The organism is Pseudomonas sp. UME65 (assembly GCF_014170225.1).
Lineage (GTDB): Bacteria > Pseudomonadota > Gammaproteobacteria > Pseudomonadales > Pseudomonadaceae > Aquipseudomonas > Aquipseudomonas protegens.
This window is the reverse complement of sequence record NZ_LZZQ01000013.1, coordinates 771,951-790,205: the sequence shown is the minus strand read 5'-3', so window position 1 is coordinate 790,205 and position 18,255 is coordinate 771,951. Positions and strand designations below refer to the sequence as shown.

The 18,255-nt window shown below is 64.6% G+C and carries 18 protein-coding genes and 1 other RNA gene; 9 read left to right on the top strand and 10 right to left on the bottom strand.

The genetic code is table 11. The features are described 5' to 3' along the window. The first annotated feature begins 82 nt into the window (after window positions 1-82). On the top strand, window positions 83-1,222 hold the full coding sequence (locus A9971_RS18480; protein WP_072443694.1) for a DegT/DnrJ/EryC1/StrS aminotransferase family protein: 1,140 nt from the start codon (window positions 83-85) through the stop codon (window positions 1,220-1,222). Window positions 1,223-1,281: 59 nt separating this feature from the next. Here A9971_RS18480 and gcvH read toward each other — a convergent pair whose 3' ends face one another. The 9 genes from gcvH to A9971_RS18435 form a co-directional block, all read right to left on the bottom strand. After that, a complete protein-coding gene (gene gcvH / locus A9971_RS18475) occupies window positions 1,282-1,665 on the bottom strand; it encodes a glycine cleavage system protein GcvH (protein WP_011064135.1) in 384 nt (127 codons plus the stop codon). Between the two features lie 52 nt (window positions 1,666-1,717). Then, entirely contained in the window at window positions 1,718-2,800 is a 1,083-nt protein-coding gene (gcvT, locus tag A9971_RS18470; RefSeq protein WP_011064136.1) for a glycine cleavage system aminomethyltransferase GcvT, read from the bottom strand. Window positions 2,801-2,954: 154 nt separating this feature from the next. Beyond that, window positions 2,955-4,571: an iron ABC transporter permease gene (locus tag A9971_RS18465; RefSeq protein ID WP_019095408.1), complete on the bottom strand. Its 1,617-nt coding sequence runs from the start codon at window positions 4,569-4,571 to the stop codon at window positions 2,955-2,957. 240 nt (window positions 4,572-4,811) lie between these two features. Continuing rightward, window positions 4,812-5,813, bottom strand: coding sequence for an extracellular solute-binding protein (locus A9971_RS18460; RefSeq protein WP_011064138.1), 1,002 nt, complete (start codon window positions 5,811-5,813; stop codon window positions 4,812-4,814). A 136-nt stretch (window positions 5,814-5,949) separates the two neighbouring features. Next, window positions 5,950-7,167: a 2-octaprenyl-3-methyl-6-methoxy-1,4-benzoquinol hydroxylase gene (locus A9971_RS18455; protein ID WP_019095409.1), complete on the bottom strand. Its 1,218-nt coding sequence runs from the start codon at window positions 7,165-7,167 to the stop codon at window positions 5,950-5,952. 9 nt (window positions 7,168-7,176) lie between these two features. Beyond that, window positions 7,177-7,662 (bottom strand): DUF4442 domain-containing protein, encoded by a 486-nt coding sequence (locus A9971_RS18450; RefSeq protein WP_047289868.1) that lies wholly within the window; start codon window positions 7,660-7,662, stop codon window positions 7,177-7,179. Then, window positions 7,655-8,842 (bottom strand): 2-octaprenyl-6-methoxyphenyl hydroxylase, encoded by a 1,188-nt coding sequence (gene ubiH / locus A9971_RS18445; protein ID WP_183001205.1) that lies wholly within the window; start codon window positions 8,840-8,842, stop codon window positions 7,655-7,657. The genes A9971_RS18450 and ubiH overlap by 8 nt, the downstream gene beginning before the upstream one ends. Continuing rightward, window positions 8,839-10,173 (bottom strand): Xaa-Pro aminopeptidase, encoded by a 1,335-nt coding sequence (gene pepP, locus A9971_RS18440; protein ID WP_015637430.1) that lies wholly within the window; start codon window positions 10,171-10,173, stop codon window positions 8,839-8,841. The genes ubiH and pepP overlap by 4 nt, the downstream gene beginning before the upstream one ends. 23 nt (window positions 10,174-10,196) lie before the next feature. Then, on the bottom strand, window positions 10,197-10,754 hold the full coding sequence (locus A9971_RS18435; protein WP_011064143.1) for a YecA family protein: 558 nt from the start codon (window positions 10,752-10,754) through the stop codon (window positions 10,197-10,199). Between the two features lie 235 nt (window positions 10,755-10,989). On the opposite strand from A9971_RS18435, the gene A9971_RS18430 reads away from it, so the two are divergent. From A9971_RS18430 to A9971_RS18415, 4 genes are all read left to right on the top strand, one after another. Next, window positions 10,990-11,199 carry a TIGR02449 family protein gene (locus tag A9971_RS18430; RefSeq protein WP_011064144.1) on the top strand — a complete coding sequence of 70 codons (210 nt, stop codon included), beginning with the start codon at window positions 10,990-10,992 and terminating at the stop codon, window positions 11,197-11,199. Next, entirely contained in the window at window positions 11,196-11,519 is a 324-nt protein-coding gene (locus A9971_RS18425) for a cell division protein ZapA (protein ID WP_011064145.1), read from the top strand. Before A9971_RS18430 ends, A9971_RS18425 begins: the two co-directional genes overlap by 4 nt. 23 nt (window positions 11,520-11,542) lie before the next feature. Continuing rightward, window positions 11,543-11,721: non-coding RNA, 6S RNA (ssrS, locus tag A9971_RS18420), on the top strand. Window positions 11,722-11,811: 90 nt separating this feature from the next. Further along, a complete protein-coding gene (locus A9971_RS18415) occupies window positions 11,812-12,417 on the top strand; it encodes a 5-formyltetrahydrofolate cyclo-ligase (RefSeq protein ID WP_011064146.1) in 606 nt (201 codons plus the stop codon). Between the two features lie 33 nt (window positions 12,418-12,450). Here A9971_RS18415 and A9971_RS18410 read toward each other — a convergent pair whose 3' ends face one another. Next, the gene (locus A9971_RS18410; protein ID WP_015637431.1) at window positions 12,451-12,600 is read right to left on the bottom strand and encodes a hypothetical protein; all 150 of its coding nucleotides are present in this window, start codon (window positions 12,598-12,600) and stop codon (window positions 12,451-12,453) included. Between the two features lie 196 nt (window positions 12,601-12,796). Between A9971_RS18410 and A9971_RS18405 the strand changes: the two genes are divergently transcribed. From A9971_RS18405 to A9971_RS18390, 4 genes are all read left to right on the top strand, one after another. Beyond that, window positions 12,797-13,246, top strand: coding sequence for an EVE domain-containing protein (locus tag A9971_RS18405; RefSeq protein WP_183001213.1), 450 nt, complete (start codon window positions 12,797-12,799; stop codon window positions 13,244-13,246). A 188-nt stretch (window positions 13,247-13,434) separates the two neighbouring features. Further along, window positions 13,435-14,400, top strand: coding sequence for an HlyD family secretion protein (locus A9971_RS18400; RefSeq protein ID WP_015637433.1), 966 nt, complete (start codon window positions 13,435-13,437; stop codon window positions 14,398-14,400). After that, window positions 14,397-17,123 carry a ribosome-associated ATPase/putative transporter RbbA gene (gene rbbA, locus A9971_RS18395; RefSeq protein WP_041120353.1) on the top strand — a complete coding sequence of 909 codons (2,727 nt, stop codon included), beginning with the start codon at window positions 14,397-14,399 and terminating at the stop codon, window positions 17,121-17,123. Before A9971_RS18400 ends, rbbA begins: the two co-directional genes overlap by 4 nt. Beyond that, window positions 17,123-18,241, top strand: a complete 1,119-nt coding sequence (locus A9971_RS18390; RefSeq protein WP_011064150.1) for an ABC transporter permease — start codon at window positions 17,123-17,125, stop codon at window positions 18,239-18,241. The genes rbbA and A9971_RS18390 overlap by 1 nt, the downstream gene beginning before the upstream one ends. The last annotated feature ends 14 nt before the right edge of the window (window positions 18,242-18,255 follow it).

Sequence of the window (18,255 nt, the reverse complement as noted above, 5' to 3'; positions counted from 1 at the left end):
CATCATGCTCGACGTCAACGCGCCAGCCCCGGCGCATCGCAACCTGTGCCCCTATCGTCCGCTTATCGGGTGTCCCATCGTCATGAGCCAACTGCCTTTCCTGCCGTTCTCCAAACCCACCATCGATGAACCCACCATCGCCGCTGTCGGCGAAGTCCTGCGTTCGGGCTGGATCACCAGCGGCCCCAAGGTCCAGGCCTTCGAAGCCCAGCTCTCTGAGTTTTTCGGCGGGCGCACGGTACGCACCTTCAACTCCGGCACCTGCACCATGGAGATCGCCTTGCGCATTGCCGGCATCGGTGCCGGTGATGAAGTCATCACCACGCCGATTTCCTGGGTGGCCACCGCCAACGTCATCCTCGAAGTCGGGGCCACGCCGGTGTTCGCCGATATCGACCCGGTCACCCGCAATATCGACCTGGCCCAGGTCGAAGCCGCCATCACCCCGCGCACCAAGGCCATTATCCCGGTGTACCTGGCCGGGCTGCCGGTGGACATGAGCCGCCTCTACGCCCTGGCCAACAAGCACGGCCTGCGGGTAGTGGAAGATGCCGCCCAGGCCCTGGGCTCCAGCTGGAACGGCCAGCGCATCGGTGCCGGTGGCGACTTCGTGTCCTTCAGCTTCCAGGCCAACAAGAACGTCACCTCGTCCGAGGGCGGCTGCCTGGTGCTCAACACGCCAGAGGAGGTGCGCCTGGCCGAGAAGTATCGCCTGCAGGGCGTGACCCGCAACGGCTTCGACGGCCTGGATGTGGATGTGCTTGGCGGCAAGTTCAACATGACCGACGTGGCGGCCGCCATCGGCCTGGGGCAGTTCGCCCATATCGAGGCGATCACCACCCATCGCCGTGAGTTGGCCCGGCACTACTTCGAATGCTTTGGCAGCGATTTCGAAGCCCGCTATGGCGCCCAGCTACCGCCGGCGGACTTCACCAACAGCAACTGGCACCTGTTCCAGCTGGTACTGCCAGAGCGCAAGGATGGCAAGCCGGCCCGCGCCACCTTCATGGAGCAGATGCAGGAACGGGGGATTGGCATCGGCTATCACTACCCGCCGATTCACTTGCTGAGCCTGTACCGCGAGCGCGGCTTCAAGGAGGGGATGTTCCCGGTAGCGGAACGGGTCGGTCGGCTGATCGTCTCGTTGCCGATGTTCACCGCCATGAGCAAGGCCGACGTGGAACGCGCGGTGGCGACGGTGAAAGAGGTGTTGCAGGCTTAAGAGCCTTCGCCAGCAAGCCCGCCCTGCGCAAACGGGGCGGACGCGCCGGCGAGAACGGCTTACTCGCCGATGGCGGCCTTGTAGCCGGCGGCGTCCAGCAGCTTGTCCAGATCGCCCGGGTTGCTTGGCTTGAGCTTGAAGATCCAGGCACCGTACGGATCGCTGTTGAGCAGCTCGGGGCTGGCGCTCAGCTCTTCGTTGACCGCAATCACTTCACCGGCCACCGGCGCATAGATGTCGGAAGCGGCTTTCACCGACTCCACCACACCGGCCTGGTCCCCTGCGCCAAACACGTTGCCGACTTCAGTCAGCTCGACGAAAACCACATCGCCCAGGGCTTCCTGAGCGTGGTCGCTAATACCTACGGTCACGCTGCCGTCGGCTTCCAGGCGGGCCCATTCGTGACTGTCGGCAAAACGCAGGTGGGCAGGGATATCGCTCATGTTCTGTGTCCTCAAGAAGAAGTGTCAGCGGCGCAATGCCTGCTGGAAATAGTTAGATCAGGGTTTTGCCGTGGCGCACGAAGGTGGGTTTGACCACCCGGACCGGGTACCACTTGCCGCGGATTTCCACTTCGGCACGGTCGGCGGTGGCCATCGGCACCCGCGCCAGTGCGATCGATTTACTCAGCGTAGGGGAGAAACTACCACTGGTGATCTCACCTTCGCCAACATCGGCGATACGAACCACCTGATGCGCGCGTAAAACCCCGCGTTCTTCGAGCACCAGGCCCACCAGTTTCTGCTTCACCCCGGCCGCCCGTTCGGCTTCCAGGGCACTGCGACCGATGAACTGACGTGACGCCGGTTCCCAGGCAATGCTCCAGGCCATGTTCGCCGCCAGGGGCGAGACATCCTGATGGATGTCCTGGCCATAGAGGTTCATGCCGGCCTCCAGGCGCAGGGTGTCCCGGGCGCCCAGGCCGATGGGCGAGATCCCCGCCCCCACCAGGTCGTTGAAGAAGGCCGGGGCCTGGTCGGCAGGGAGGACGATCTCCAGACCGTCCTCGCCGGTGTAGCCGGTCCGGGCAATGAACCAGTCGCCGTCAAAGCCGGCTTCGAATGGCTTGAGCTGCTGGATCAGGGTGCCGCGGGACTGGGTTACCAGCTCGGCAATCTTGTGCCGCGCCTGAGGGCCCTGGATCGCCAGCATCGCCAGCTCCGGGCGCTCGTGCAGCTGCACCTGGAAATCCCCCAGCTGCGCCTGCATCCAGGCCAGGTCCTGATCACGGGTGGCGGCATTGAGCGCCAGGCGATAAGCGTCTTCGAGGCGATAGACGATCATGTCGTCAACGATGCCGCCCCGTTCATTGAGCATGGTGCTGTACAGAGCCTGGCCGGGGTTGTGCAGGCGTTCGACATCATTGGCCAGCAACCGCTGGAGCCAGGCCTTGGCCTGGGTACCGCTGACATCGATCACGGTCATGTGGGATACATCGAACACACCGCAATCACGTCGCACCTGATGGTGCTCCTCGACCTGCGAGCCGTAATGCAAGGGCATATCCCAACCGCCAAAATCGACCATTTTCGCGCCGAGGGCGAGATGCAGGTCATACAGAGGCGTACGCTGTCCCATGGGTTTCTCCTTCCGGGCGTGGCGAGGGTGCGGACTGGCGCTGTTGGTGTGAAAGCCTTGAAATAGATGGCTTTCAGCCGATTTCAGCGTCCCGGCCAAACAACAGGCCGCACCGAATGCCGCGCATTGTAGCTGCAAGGTGCAAGGCTGGCACCTAACCGATTCGATGGGCCGAGCGGCGGATCAGGCCAATCACCGGCAGCAGGCCCACCAGCACCAGGGTCAGTGCCGGCAGCGAGGCCCGGGCCCACTCCCCTTCACTGGTCATCTCGAAGATCCGCACCGCCAGCGTGTCCCAGCCAAACGGGCGCATCAGCAAGGTGGCGGGCATTTCCTTGAGCACATCGACGAACACCAGCAAGGCGGCGCTCAAGGTCCCGGGCAGCAACAACGGCAGATACACTTTGAAAAACAGTCGCGGGCCAGCGACCCCCAGGCTGCGCGCCGCTTCGGGGAGCGACGGGCGGATCCGCTCCAGGCTGTTTTCCAGCGGCCCGTAGGCCACGGCGATAAAACGCACCAGATAGGCCAGCAGCAAGGCGGACAGGCTGCCCAGCAGCAGCGGCTTGCCGGCCCCGCCCAACCAGCCGGACAGCGGGATCACCAGCTCGCGATCCAGGTAACTGAAGGCCAGCATGATCGATACCGCCAGTACCGAGCCGGGCAAGGCGTAGCCCAGGTTGGCCAGGCTGACCCCGGCGCGGATGCCCCGGGTCGGCGCCAGGCGTCGGGCAAAGGCCAGGAGCAGAGCCACACTGACAGTGATCAGCGCCGCCATGCCGCCCAGGTACAAGGTGTGGATGATCAAGCCGGCATACCGCTCATCCAGGTCGAAGCGCCCGCGCTGCCAGAACCACGCCAGCAACTGCAGCAGCGGAATCACGAAGGCACAGGCGAATACCAGCAGGCACCAGCCCGTGGCCGCCAACGCCTTGAGCCCGCGCAAGTGGTACAGCGCCTTGCCCCGGGGCCGTTCGTTACCGGTACGGCTGGCGCCACGGGCGCGGCGCTCGCCGTACAGCACCAGCATCACCGCCAGCAGCAGCAGGCTGGCCAGCTGGGCGGCGCTGGAAAGGCTGAAGAAGCCGTACCAGGTCTTGTAGATAGCGGTGGTGAAGGTATCGAAGTTGAACACCGACACCGCACCGAAATCCGCCAGGGTTTCCATCAGCGCCAGGGCCACCCCGGCGCCGATGGCCGGCCGCGCCATGGGCAGCGCCACCCGCCAGAACGCCTGCCAGGGCGATTGCCCGAGGACCCGCGCTGCCTCCATCAACCCCTTGCCCTGGGCCAGGAAGGCGTTGCGCGCCAGCAGGTAGACATAGGGATAGAACACCAGCACCAGCACCAGGATCACCCCGCCGGTGGAACGCACCCGCGGCAGTCGCAGGCCGCTGCCGAACCATTCCCGCAGCAGGCTTTGCACCGGCCCGGAAAAATCCAGCAGGCCGACAAAGACGAAAGCCAGCACATAGGCCGGGATCGCAAAGGGCAGCATCAAGGCCCAGTCCAGCCAGCGCCGTCCGGGAAACTCGCAGAGACTGGTGAGCCAGGCCAGGCTCACGCCCAGCAGCGTGACGCCAACGCCCACCCCAAGCACCAGGGTCAGGGTATTGCCCAACAGCCGCGGCATTTGCGTGTCCCACAGGTGGGACCAGATCTGCTGGTCGACGGCCTGCCAGGACAATAGCAGCACGCTCAGCGGCAAAAGGACCAGGGCCGCTACGGCAAAGACCAGGGGATACCAGCGACGTTGAGCGGGATGGGCCACAAAAAACTCTCGGGCAGGTGGAACAGACAAAAATACTTGCGCAAAACGCGTGGGGCCAGGGAGCGGCACCCGCTGGGCGCCATGGCCGCCCCAACGGCTGCAACCACGTTACGCCAGTTGAATCACGTATTCAGGGCTTGCCACCGCTGCGCGGTGGAACGGGAGCCAGCTCCCTCGCCACTAAAGCCCAGCCGCTAAAGAAAACGCCCCGCAAAAGCGGGGCGCAGTATAACGGCAGGCTCAGTTCCAGCCAGCGCGGTCCATCAGGCGAATGGCTTCGGCCTGGCGCTTGCCGGCGATTTCAACCGGCAGGGTGTCGGCTACGAACTTGCCCCAGCTGGCCACTTCCGCGGAAGGCGCTACCGCCGGGTTGGCCGGGAACTCCTGGTTGACGTCGGCAAAGATCTTCTGCGCCTCAGGCGTGGTCATCCATTCCACCAGGGCCTTGGCCGCTTCCGGGTGCGGTGCGTGTTTGGTCAGGCCGATGCCCGACAGGTTGACGTGCACCCCGCGATCGCCCTGGTTCGGCCAGAACAGCTTCACCGCCAGGTTCGGTTTCTGCTTGTGCAGGCGGCCGTAGTAGTAGGTGTTGACGATGCCGACGTCGCATTGCCCGGCGTTGATCGCCTCGAGCACCGCGATGTCGTCGGAGAACACATCGGTAGACAGGTTGTTGACCCAGCCCTTGATGATCTCTTCGGTCTTCTCGGCACCGTGGGTCTCGATCAGCGTGGCGGTCAGCGACTGGTTGTAGACCTTCTTCGCCGTGCGCAGGCACAGGCGGCCTTCCCACTGCTTGTCCGCCAGGGCTTCATAGGTGGTCAGTTCTGAAGGTTTGACCCGGTCGGTGGAGTAGGCCAGGGTCCGCGCCCGCAGGCTCAGGCCGGTCCAGGCGTGGTTGGAGGAGCGGTATTGCAGGGGAATGTTGCTGTCGATGACCTTGGAGGTGAACGGCTGCAGGATGCCCATCTGCTCGGCCTGCCAGAGGTTGCCGGCATCCACGGTGAGCAGCAGGTCGGCGGTGGCGTTCTCGCCCTCGGCCTTGATCCGCTGCATCAGCGGCGCTTCCTTGTCGGTGATGAACTTGATCTTCACCCCGGTCTTCTGGGTGTAGGCATCGAACACCGGCTTGATCAGCTCATCGATACGCGAGGAGTAGACCACGACTTCATCGGCGGCGTAGGCGGTGCCACCGATGAGTGTGAGGGCCAGGGCGGTCAGTAGACGCTTCGGTGCCAACATGGGAGCGGTCTCTCGATTTCAAAGTGAGGCGAAATGATAAGGACTCCCATTTGCCATCTCAACCGAACCCGGCGCTGAGGAGTTACCAGATGTTGCGTAGGCTCGTCCTCGCGACGCTTGGCCAGCAAGCCGGCGCCTAGGCTCTGGCCAGTTCCGGCAAGTCGCCGCTCAGGCCCAGGGCCTGGCGCACGAACAGGGCCTTGGCCTCGGGCATCTGGTCGATCACCTTGAGGCCGGTGTTGCGCAGCCAGCGCATGGGCAGCGGGTCGGCCTGGAACAGCCGCTCGAAGCCCTCCATGGCCGCCATCAGCGCCAGGTTGTGGGGCATGCGCCGGCGCTCGAAGCGGCTCAGCACCTTGACCTCGGCCAGGCGCTCACCGCGGCTGGCCGCTTGCAGCAGCACTTCGGCCAGCACGGCGGCATCGAGGAAGCCCAGGTTGACCCCCTGCCCCGCCAACGGGTGGATGGTGTGGGCGGCGTCGCCGATCAGCGCCAGGCCTTCGGCCACGTAGCGCTTGGCATGGCGTTGGCGCAACGGCACGCAGAGCCGCGGGTCGGCGCTGATCACCGAACCCAGGCGGCCTTCGAAGGCGCGCTCCAGTTCGGCGCAGAAGCTCTCGTCGTCCAGCGCCATCAGGCGCTCGGCCTCACTCGGGGTGGTCGACCAGACAATCGAACACCAATCATGCTGCCCGTCCCGTACCAGGGGCAGGAAGGCCAGCGGGCCGGTATCGGTGAAGCGCTGCCAGGCGGTCAATTGGTGAGGCTGGCTGCTGCGCACGCTGGTGACGATGGCGTGATGCAAGTAATCCCACTCGCGAGTGGTACAACCGGTGAGCCGGCGCACGGCCGAGTTGGCGCCATCGGCAGCGATCACCAGCGGCGCACGCAGTTGCCGGCCATCCGCCAGGGTCAGCAGCCAGTCGTCGCCGGAGCGGCGCATCTGCTCCAGACGGGCATTGGCCAGCAGGCCGATATCGCATTCATGCAGACGCTCGAGCAAGGCGTCCTGAACCACCCGGTTCTCGACGATATGACCCAGCACCTCGGCATGCACGCTGGACGCCGAGAAGTGGATCTGCCCGGTGCCGCTGCCGTCCCAGACCTGCATGTCGCAGTAGGGGCTGCTACGGCGCCGGGCAATGCCGTCCCAGGCGCCCAGGCGCTCCAGGATGCGCTGGCTGGCCGCCGACAAGGCACTGACCCGAGGCTCGAACGGCGCCTGGTCATCGAAGGGTTTGACACTCAGGGAACCGCCATCGAGCAGCAGCACTTCCAGGCCGCTGCCCTGCAACGCCAACGCCAAGGCACTGCCGACCATTCCGGCTCCGACAATCAGCACATCTGCGCGCATTTCCATGCTTTAGGCCTGTCTCACTGGCGGCTTGAGCCGCACATAAAGGGTTTTATCGACCCGCGCCACCAGGGTGCCGGAGCCGTCATGAATCTCTACCTGCCACTGCGGCAGGTACTTCTCGCCCGTTGCGGTCTGCTGGCGAACATCGTCGAGCAGCGCCTGGTCGATACTGAGCCGGGCAAACACCGGCCCTCTGCCCGGGGCGATGAAATCGATGGTCGCGGCCTTGTCCCAGACGATGTAGCCGGGACCCAGGTTCTCCATCAGCATCAGCATGAAGAACGGGTCCACCATGGAATACAGGCTGCCGCCGAACTGGGTGCCGACATAGTTGCGGTTGTACCAGCCCAGGCCCATGCAGACCTGGACGTCACGGAAATCCGCACTGATGTGCCGAACCCGCACGCCAGCCCCGAGGTAGGGCGGGTACAGGTTCAACACCCAGCGCAACAGGCGGGCCTTGCCGAACCGCCGGGTCAGCCAGTCACGCATCCGGGCGAGTGCCCAGGCCCATGGCCTGGCGAGCGAACCAGCGTTTGGCCGGTGGCAGCAGGTCCAGGCCAAGCAGGCCCAGGTTGCGCCCCACGGACAGCAGCGGCAGTTTGCTGCCGAACAGCCGGGTGACCTGATCGGAGAAGCCCACGGTCAGGTTCTGGTCCAGGCGCTGACGTTCGCGGTAGGCCTGCAGCACGGCAAAATCCCCCGGCAGCGCTTCGCTGGCCAACAAGGCGTCCGCCAGGGCCTGGGCATCGCGCAGTGACAGGTTGAAGCCCTGGCCGGCGATCGGATGCAGGCTGTGGGCCGCATTGCCCAGCACCACCAAGTGGGGGCGCACCTGTTCCTCGGCTTCCACCAGGGACAGCGGGTAGAGGTGGCGGGCGCCGACTTGTTTCAGGGTTCCCAGGCGGTAGCCGAACACGCCCTGCAATTCACTGAGGAAGCAGCGCTCGTCCAGGTCGGCCAGACGCTGTGCATCCATGCCCTGGCGGGTCCAGATCAGTGCACAGCGATTATCCGGCAGCGGCAGCAAGGCCATTGGGCCATCGTCGGTGAAGCGCTCGAAGGCCATGCCGTTGTGGGCTTCGCTGGGGGTGATGTTGGCAATCAGCGCACTCTGGTTATAGGGGCGGTTCTTGACCCCGATGCCCAGTTGTTCGCGCAGGCCGGAGCGGCCGCCGTCGGCCAGCACGGCGAGATCGCATTCCAGGGTGGTTTCGTCGTTCAGGGTCAGGCGATAGCCGCCTGCCAGGGGCTCCAGACGGGTGACTTCGGCCGGGCAGCGCCAACTGATCACGTCCTTGTCCAGCCCTTGCCACAGGCATTGGCCGAGCCAGGCGTTTTCCACCACATAGCCCAAGGCCGGCACCCCTTCTTCCATGGCCGACAGGCGCGCGGTGGAGAACCGCCCACGGTCGGACACGTGAATCTGCTTGATCGGCTCGGCACGCCGGGAGATCGCCTGCCACAGCCCCAGGCGCTGGTAAATCTGCCGGGCGCCAAAGGACAGGGCCGAGGAGCGGGCGTCGTAGCTGGGCTGGAAACTGTCGCCCGGGGCGAAGGGCTCGATCAGCACGATCTTCCAGCCCCGGGCCTTGGCCCCGGCCTGCAGCGCCAGGGCCAGGCTCGCGCCTACCAGACCGCCACCGATGATGGCCAGATTGACCCGGCTCATGACGCCTGGGTCCGCGCAGCGGCCATCAAGGCCTCGATCTCGGCCACGCTCTTGGGCACGCCACCTGTCAGAATTTCACAGCCCTGCTTGGTCACTACCACGTCGTCCTCGATGCGCACGCCGATGCCGCGCCACTTCTTCGCTACCTGCTGGTTGTCCGGGGATATGTAGATGCCCGGCTCCACGGTCAGCGCCATGCCGACCTCCAACACCCGCCACTCGCCGCCGACCCGGTACTCGCCGACGTCGTGTACATCCATGCCCAGCCAGTGTCCGGCACGGTGCATGTAGAACGTCTTGTAGGCCTCGCTGGCAATCAGCTGGTCCACATCGCCTTCCAGCAGGCCCAGTTGCACCAGGCCGGCGGTGATCACCTGGACCGTCGCCTCATGAGCCTGGTTCCAGTGCTTGTTCGGGGCGATCTGGGCAAACGCCGCTTCCTGGGAAGCCAGCACCAGTTCGTAGATCGCCTTCTGCTCCGGCGAAAACTTGCCGTTGACCGGCCAGGTGCGGGTGATATCGCTGGCATAGCAGTCGATCTCGCAACCGGCGTCGATCAGCACCAGGTCACCGTCCTTGAGCACGGCGTCATTCTGCTGGTAATGCAGGATGCAGCTGTTGCGGCCCGCCGCGACGATCGAGCCATAGGCCGGCATCTTCGCCCCGCCCTTGCGGAATTCGTAATCCAGCTCGGCTTCCAGGCTGAACTCATGCAACCCGGGACGGCTGGCCTGCATTGCGCGGATATGGGCCTGGGCGGAGATCCGTGCGGCCTCGCGCATCACCTTCACTTCTGCCGCCGATTTATACAGGCGCATGTCGTGCAGCAGATGATCCAGGGCAACGAATTCGTTCGGCGGCTGGGCGCCGAGGTGCGCTTTAGAGCGGATCACGTTGATCCAGTCCATCAGGTGACGATCGAATTCGGGGTTGCTGCCCATGGCCGAGTAAACCCGGTCGCGGCCTTCGATCAAGCCCGGCAGGATGTCGTCGATATCGGTGATGGGAAATGCGTCATCGGCACCGTAGTCGCGAATCGCGCCCTCCTGGCCGGCCCGCAATCCGTCCCAGAGTTCGCGCTCCGGGTTGCGCTCGCGACAGAACAGCACGTACTCGCCGTGCTCCCGGCCGGGGATCAGCACAATCACCGCCTGGGGCTCGGGAAACCCGCTGAGGTACTGGAAATCGCTGTCCTGGCGGTAGACGTGCTCCACATCGCGATTGCGAATGGCCACGGCCGCCGCCGGCAGGATCGCGATGCTGTTGGGCTCCATCTGCGCCATGAGCGCCTTGCGGCGACGGCTGTATTCCGCTTTCGGGATATGAATCATGGGCGGACGCAGTTCCCTGTCAGTCAGTGCAGAGAAGGCTTGGCAGCCGGCGCAACAGTCTTGTTGGTCTCGGTGAATAGCAGCAGAGGCGCAACCCGCAGGTACTCCATCACTTCCATGTAGTCGCTTTCACCGTCATCGGATTCCTCCAGCGCGTCCTGGACCTGAGCAATGGCTGCAAGGTCCTGCAACACTTCCGTGGCCTCGACGCTAAGGGCACTGCTGTCGCGGGAGTTGAGGCCGAAACCGGCGAGGAAGCCCTGGCACCACTGGCCCAGGGCAGCGGCACGCTCGGCCAGGGGGGCGTCGTCGCTGGGCAGCAGCAGGACCACGGTCATGTCATCGCTGGTGAGCTCGCCCTTGACCATCTCCTGCAGGCCGATCAAGGCGCTGCGCACGTTGTCTTGCGGCTCGCCTTCGAGCAGTTCGGCGGCGTCCACCAGCCAGCCGTCGACTTCGAAGCCGGCGCCGGCGCAGCTGCGACCCAGCAACAGGCCGTGCAGCTCGGCAGGAGAAACAGGATGACCGCTGCTGCTGAGCAGGGTGGCGAAGGCGTTGTACGGGGAATTCTGAATGGGCATGGGCAGCTAGGCGCCAAGCGGCGCAATGTCTAGAATGAAGGCCTTGTATCGTAGGGCGTGTCATCATTCATTGCCAGCGCCGCGTTGTGCTTTGCGCCCCGTTACAGTGGCCCGCAGGGCCTCGGGCGACAGACAGATCGCCGACCGGACAACGCCAGATGCGCCACGACTGCTCAGGCCATTGAGGCGCTGCCCAGCCAGTTGCCACTCATCAGACCAACTTCAGTGGGACACAATGGAAGACACCGACCTGCACGCACTGATGGCCAGACTCGAACTGCTTATTACCCGGGTCGAGCAACTAAAGAGTCAAAACGCACTCTTATTAGCTCAGGAAAAGACCTGGCGCGAGGAACGCGCGCACCTCATTGAAAAAAACGAAATCGCCCGGCGTAAGGTCGAATCGATGATTTCGCGCCTCAAGGCCCTGGAGCAAGACTCATGAGTTCAAGCAATAGCGTTACCGTGCAGATCCTCGACAAAGAGTATTCGATCATCTGCCCCCAGGAAGAGCGCAGCAATCTGGTGAGCGCCGCCCGTTACCTGGACGGCAAGATGCGCGAGATCCGCAGCAGCGGCAAAGTCATCGGCGCCGATCGCATCGCGGTCATGGCCGCCCTGAACATCACCCACGACCTGCTGCACCGCCAGGAGCGTCCGGATGTGCAGGCCAGCGCCACCACCCGGGAACAGGTGAGGGATCTGCTGGAGCGTGTTGACCTGGTTCTGGCCACCGATTCGGACACAAGCAAAGCTGATTCCTGACAGCGGTTGCGGTATACTCCCGCCACTCCCTGGGGTGCTTGCCAGTTGGCGATGTCCCTGAGCCGATTCGCACTACCCTGGAAGTTGCACGTTGGGCTGGTGTGCATGTCCGCTAGACGGAAAGCCTTAAAGCCTGCTGCATCTTCCGCCTTGAACTTTCGGGTTCAAGGGCTAAGTCGACAGCGGTTCGCCTGGGGAGCCTGAATTGTCAGCCAATGCCAGTTATCCATGCTGGCATTGGTTTTTCCGGGTAGGCTGTTCTGCCAAATCCGACCTTCTCATAGCCTCTTTCATGACCGAACCTGCGCCGCTTTCCCGCCCGCAACTTCGCCGCATGCTGCGCAAGGCCCGTCGCGCCCTGAGCCCTGCCGAGCAACGCCAGGCAGCCCTTGGCCTGTACCGCCAACTGGCTCAGGACCCGGTGTTTCGTCGGGCACGGCACCTGTCCCTGTATCTGCCCACCGACGGTGAAATCGACCCGCGCCTGCTGCTGCGTGCCGCCCAGCGCCGGGGCAAGGCCACCTACCTGCCGGTGCTCAGCGCCTGGCCCCGGACCAAGATGGTTTTCCAGCGGGTCCTCCCGGGAGAAACGCTGCGGCCCAATCGTTTTCGCATTCTCGAGCCCCGGGTCAATTGCGCGCGGCAACGCAAGGTCTGGGCCCTGGACCTGGTGCTGCTGCCCCTGGTTGGCTTTGATGAAGAAGGTGGACGCCTGGGGATGGGTGGCGGCTTTTATGACCGCAGCCTGGCCTACCTTGCGCGGCGCCAGAACTGGCGCAAGCCGAAGCTGCTGGGGCTGGCCCATGAATGTCAGAAAGTCGGAAAGCTGGACCAGGCCAGTTGGGATGTACCCTTGCACGGTACGGTGACGGACCGGGGGTGGTACTTCGCTCGATAGGTGCCGCGTTCGATCAGCGGCACCCGAGCGGGTTCAGCGCTTGAAAGGCTGCGGCTGCTGTTGTGCGATTTCGATGGGGGCATCGGTCTTGCTGGCCCATAAGCTCTGCGCATAACCGGTGGTCACAACGCCCAAACCGAACAAAATAACCAAAATCCATAGTAAATCCGGTTGGCGTTTCATCGATTGCCCCCCCTCAGGCAAATCACACACGCTCCAGGCATGGTTTCCATAACAGGCCATGCAGCAGCGTCAAGCTTAAAATCCCGGCATTCTGCGATAACGTGAACCGACACGCAAATGCTGACGTCAACCGACCGTCGGTTTGTCATAAAATTGCCCGACAACCTGCCCAATCACCCTTTGGAGGGTAAGAAAGATGGCCTATTGGCTGATGAAATCCGAGCCCGACGAACTCTCGATCCAGGGTTTGCAGCAACTCGGCCAAGCCCGTTGGGACGGGGTGCGCAATTACCAGGCGCGCAACTTCCTGCGCGCCATGGCGGTAGGCGACGAGTTCTTCTTCTACCACTCCAGCTGCCCGGAACCGGGTATCGCCGGCATCGGCCGGATCATCAAGGCCGCCTACCCGGACCCCTCCGCCCTGGAGCCGGACAGCGTCTACTTCGACCCCAAATCCAGTGCCGAAAAGAATGCCTGGAGCGCCATCGACGTGGCCCATGTGGAAACCTTCACCAAGGTGCTGCGCCTGGATTACCTCAAGCAGCAGGCAGCTCTCGCCGAAATGCCTCTGGTGCACAAAGGCAGCCGCCTGTCGGTCATGCCGGTCACCGCCGAACAATGGGCTGCCGTACTCGCCCTGCGCTGACCACCCCGCCCCCCTGGCGCCGGGAGTCGGATCTGTCCACGGCGCCAGCCCGAACGTTTTTTTGCCCCGATCATCATGCAGCCTGCAAACAATAGGTTTAGGCTTGGCCCTTTCATTTGACGGGCATCAAGCCGTAGAAAGCCTTGAGCCGTCAGACTTGGACGCTATTGCCGCAGGACGCAGAACACATGTCGACGAACCACCGTTCCTCCCGCCTTTTTGCTGTTTCCCTGTTGATTCTGTTACTCGCCGCCGGTGCTTTCGGCTACTGGAAATCCCTCCAGGATCGCCTGCCCGAAGGCCTGAGCATGGGCAACGGCCGGCTCGAAGCCACCGAAGTGCAGATCGCCAGCAAGATTCCCGGGCGCCTGGCGGAAGTGCGGGTCAACGAAGGCGACAAGGTGCTTCAAGGCCAGTTGCTGGCACGCATGGACACCCGCACCCTGGAAGCCCAGCGCAATCAGGCCGAGGCCGAAGTGCTGCGCGCCCGAGAGAACCTGTCTGCGGCCGAAGCCAATGTGCAGTTGCGCCAGAGCGAACTGCTGCTGGCCAATCAGGAACTCAGGCGCTCTCAGGAGCTGTTCAAGCGCGGCTTCGCCAGCCAGCAGATCATCGACCAGCAGCAGGCCCGCCTGAACACCGGCAACGCAGCAGTCCTGGCGGCCCAGGCCCAGGTCGCAGCGGTGAAGGCCGCCATCGGCGCCGCCCAGGCCCAGGTTGCCCAGCTCACCAGCGAAATCGACGACAGCAGCCTGCGGGCGCCCATCGACGGCATCATCCAGCTGCGCCTGGCCGAACCCGGCGAAGTGCTGGGCGCCGGCGGCCGTGTGCTGCTGCTGATCGACCCCAATGACCAGTACATGAACCTCTACCTGCCGGCTTCGGTCACCGGCCGCCTGACCGTTGGCGACGAGTCGCGGATCCTCCTCGACGCCCTGCCCAACCAGCCCCTGCCGGCGAAGATCAGCTTCGTCGCGGCCAAGTCCCAATTCACCCCCAAAGAGGTGGAAACCCGGGACGAGCGCCAGAAGCTGGTGTTCCGGGTCAAGGTGCGCCTGACTCAACCCGCCGCCGTGCCCCAGGCCAAACCGGGCATGCCCGGCGCCGGTTATGTGCGCACCGCCCCCGTGGACTGGCCGGCCAACCTGCAATGAGCGCCCTGGCGCTGCAAGCGAACGGCATCAGCCATCGCTATGGTTCACAGCAGGCCCTGAGCGACATCAGCTTCAACCTGCCAGCGGGCACCCGCTGCGGCTTGATCGGCCCGGACGGTGCCGGCAAGTCGAGCCTTCTGGGGCTGATCGCCGGGGTCAAGAAACTTCAGCAGGGCGAGCTCGACGTGCTCGGCGGGCCGATCTCGCAACGGCGCCACCGCAGCAGCCTCTATCCGCGCATCGCCTTCATGCCCCAGGGCCTGGGGGGCAACCTGTATCCCGAGCTGTCCATCAGCGAGAACATCCGCTTCTTCGCCACCCTGTTCGGCCTGCCCAAGGATGAATGCGAACAGCGCATGCACAGCCTGTTGCTGGCCACCGACCTGCTGCGCTTCGCCGAACGCCCGGCGGGCAAGCTGTCCGGCGGGATGAAGCAGAAGCTTGGCCTGTGCTGTGCGCTGATCCACGAACCGGACCTGCTGATCCTCGACGAGCCCACCACCGGGGTCGACCCCCTGTCGCGCCGGCGTTTCTGGGAATTGGTCGAAGACGTACGCCGGCAACGCCCGCAACTGACCCTGCTGGTGGCAACCGCCTACATGGAGGAGGCCGAACAGTTCGAGCACTGCCTGATGCTCGACCAGGGCAAGTTGATCGCCCAGGGCCTGAGCCAGGAGCTGGCGCAGATCACCGCCAGCGGCAAGCTGGACGACGCCTTCACCCATTTCCAGGGCGACAGCGGTCATGACAACCAGCCCCTGGTGATTCCGCCGCGTTCCGGCGACAACCAGGACATCGCCATCGAGGCCCATGAGCTGACCCTGCGCTTCGGCGACTTCACCGCGGTCAACAAGGTCAGCTTCGCCATCGGCCGCGGGGAGATCTTCGGTTTCCTCGGTTCCAACGGCTGCGGCAAGACCACCACCATGAAGGTCCTCACCGGGCTGATGCCCGCCAGCGAGGGCAGCGCCAAGCTGTTGGGCAACCCGGTGGACGCCAAGGACCTGGCCACCCGCAAGCGGGTCGGCTTCATGTCCCAGAGCTTTTCCCTGTATGGCGAGCTCAGCGTGCGCCAGAACCTGGAACTGCACGCCCGCCTGTTCGACCTGCCGAAAGCCGAAAGCGGCCCGCGCATCGAGGAACTGATCCAGCGCTTCGACCTCGGGGCGATTGCCGAACAACAGTCCGGCGCCTTGCCTCTGGGCCTGCGCCAGCGCCTGTCGCTGGCAGTGGCAGTGTTGCACCGCCCGGAAGTGCTGATCCTCGACGAGCCCACTTCCGGGGTCGACCCGGCGGCCCGAGACGACTTCTGGCGCCTGCTGATCGAGCTGTCCCGGGAACAGGGAGTGACCATCTTCCTGTCCACCCACTTCATGAACGAGGCCCAGCGCTGCGACCGCATTTCGCTGATGCACGCCGGCAAGGTACTGGCCTGCGACACCCCGGCGGCGCTGCAGCAACAGTTTGCCGGCGATACCCTGGAGGCCGCCTTCGTCCGCTGCCTGGAAGAGGCCCAGGGCACGCCGGACACACCGGCGCCATCACCGGAGGCGGCTACCCCCACCGCTGCCGGCACCCTAGCCGCCCCGCGCTCGGGCCTGAGCCTGGCGCGCCTGCTGGCGGTGGCCAGCCGTGAGGGCAAGGAACTGCTGCGGGACAAAGTGCGCCTGGGCTTCGCCCTGCTGGGGGCGATCTTCATGATGGTGATCTTCGGCTATGGCATTTCCCTGGACGTGGAGAAACTGGCCTTCGCCGTCTACGACCAGGATCAGACGCCACAGAGCCGTGCCTACCTGGAAGCCTTCCGCAGCTCACGCTACTTCGAGGAGAAACCGACCATCCGCAGCTCCGCCGAACTGCATCGGCGCCTGCAACGCTCGGAGATCAAGCTGGCCCTGGAGATTCCTCCCGGCTTTGGCCGTGACCTCTATGCCGGACGCCAGCCCGCGGTGGCGGCCTGGCTGGATGGCGGCATGCCGTTTCGTGCGGAAACCAGCCGCAACTATGTCGAGGCCGTGCACCAGGCCAACCTCGAGCTGCTGGCGGAGCAAAGCAGCCCGGCCCTCAGCACCAGGCCGGCGGCCAAGCTGGAAACGCGCTTTCGCTACAACCAGGACGTGGTCAGCGTGAATGCCATCGGCCCCGGGGTCATGGCGCTGATCCTGGCGTTCATTCCGGCGATGCTCACGGCCCTGGGCATCGTCCGCGAAAAGGAGCTGGGCTCGATCACCAACTTCTACGCCACGCCCCTGACCCGCCTGGAGTTCCTCCTTGGCAAACAGGCGCCCTACCTGGCCGTCAGCCTGATCAACCTGGCCCTGCTGGTGGCCATGAACCGCTGGCTGTTCGGCGTGCCCTTCAAGGGCAGCGGCCTGACCCTGGCCCTGGGCGGCGTGCTCTATGTGCTGGCCACCACCAGCATGGGGCTGCTGATCTCGGCATTCACCCGCACTCAGATCGCAGCGATTCTGGGCACCATGATCATCACCAGCCTGCCCACCATCCAGTTTTCCGGGCTGATCGTGCCGCGCTCGTCCCTGGAAGGCTCGGCGGCGGTCATGGGCCAGCTGTTTCCCGCCGGTTACTTCCTCGACATCGCCGTCGGCACCTTCACCAAGGCCCTGGACCTGCGCGAACTCTGGCCCCAGTGCCTGGCCCTGGTGGGCTTTTTCCTTGGTTTCACCGGGCTCAGCCTGGTCATGCTGAAAAAGCAGGAGGTCTGATGAATCGTCTCGCCCATATCCTGCGCCTGGGCTTGAAGGAGCTCACCAGCCTGCGCCACGACAGCGTGCTGCTGCTGTTCTTGATGTATGCCTTCACCGTGGCCATCTACCTGCCCGCCGCCGGCTCGGTGATCGGCGTGCACAACGCCAGCGTGGCCCTGGTGGACGAAGATCACAGCGCCCTCTCCCGGCAACTGGCCGAAGCGCTGCAACCCCCCGAGTTCCAGGTCCCGGTGCCGCTGCCCTATGACCAGCTGGACTCGGTGATGGACAGCGGCCAGTACACCTTTGTGATCAATGTCCCGGCCAACTTCCAGAGCGACTTGCTGGCCGGGCGCCAGCCTGCGGTACAGGTCAACGTCGATGCCACCGCCATGAGCCAGGCCTTCATGGGCGCCGGCTACATCGGCCGGATCTTCCAGCGCGAGCTGCTCACCTACGCCAACCAGGCGGACGCCACCAGCAAGGCCCCGGCACTGCTGACCACCCGCGCCCTGTTCAATACCAACCTGGAGGGCGGCTGGTTCCTGGCGGTGATCCAGATCGTCAACAACATCACCATCCTGGCCATCGTGCTCACCGGCACCGCGCTGCTGCGCGAACGCGAGCACGGCACTCTCGATCACCTGCTGGTACTGCCGCTGACAGCGCTGGAGATCATGCTGGCCAAGGTCTGGAGCAACATGCTGGTAGTGGTGCTGTGCACCTGGGTATCGCTGGAGGTGATAGTCAAGGGTGTGCTGGGGGTGCCGCTGGCGGGGTCCATGGCGCTGTTCCTGATGGTCACCGCGCTCTATCTGTTCGCCAGTACCGCCCTGGGGATCTTCCTCGCCACCCTGGCCCGCTCGACCCCGCAGTTCGGCCTGCTGGCGATTCCGGTGATCATCCCGATGCTGCTGCTGTCCGGCGGCAGTACGCCGCTGGACAGCATGCCGCAGTGGCTGCAGTGGGTGATGCAGGGTTCGCCGTCGACGCACTTTGTCAGCCTCAGCGCGGCGATCCTGTTCCGCGATGCGGGAGTCAGTGTGGTCTGGCCCGACCTGCTGGCCCTGGCGACCATCGGCCTGGTGTTCTTCGCCATCGCCCTGGCGCGCTTTCGCAAGAGCCTGGCTTCATGACCCACACCGCGTAG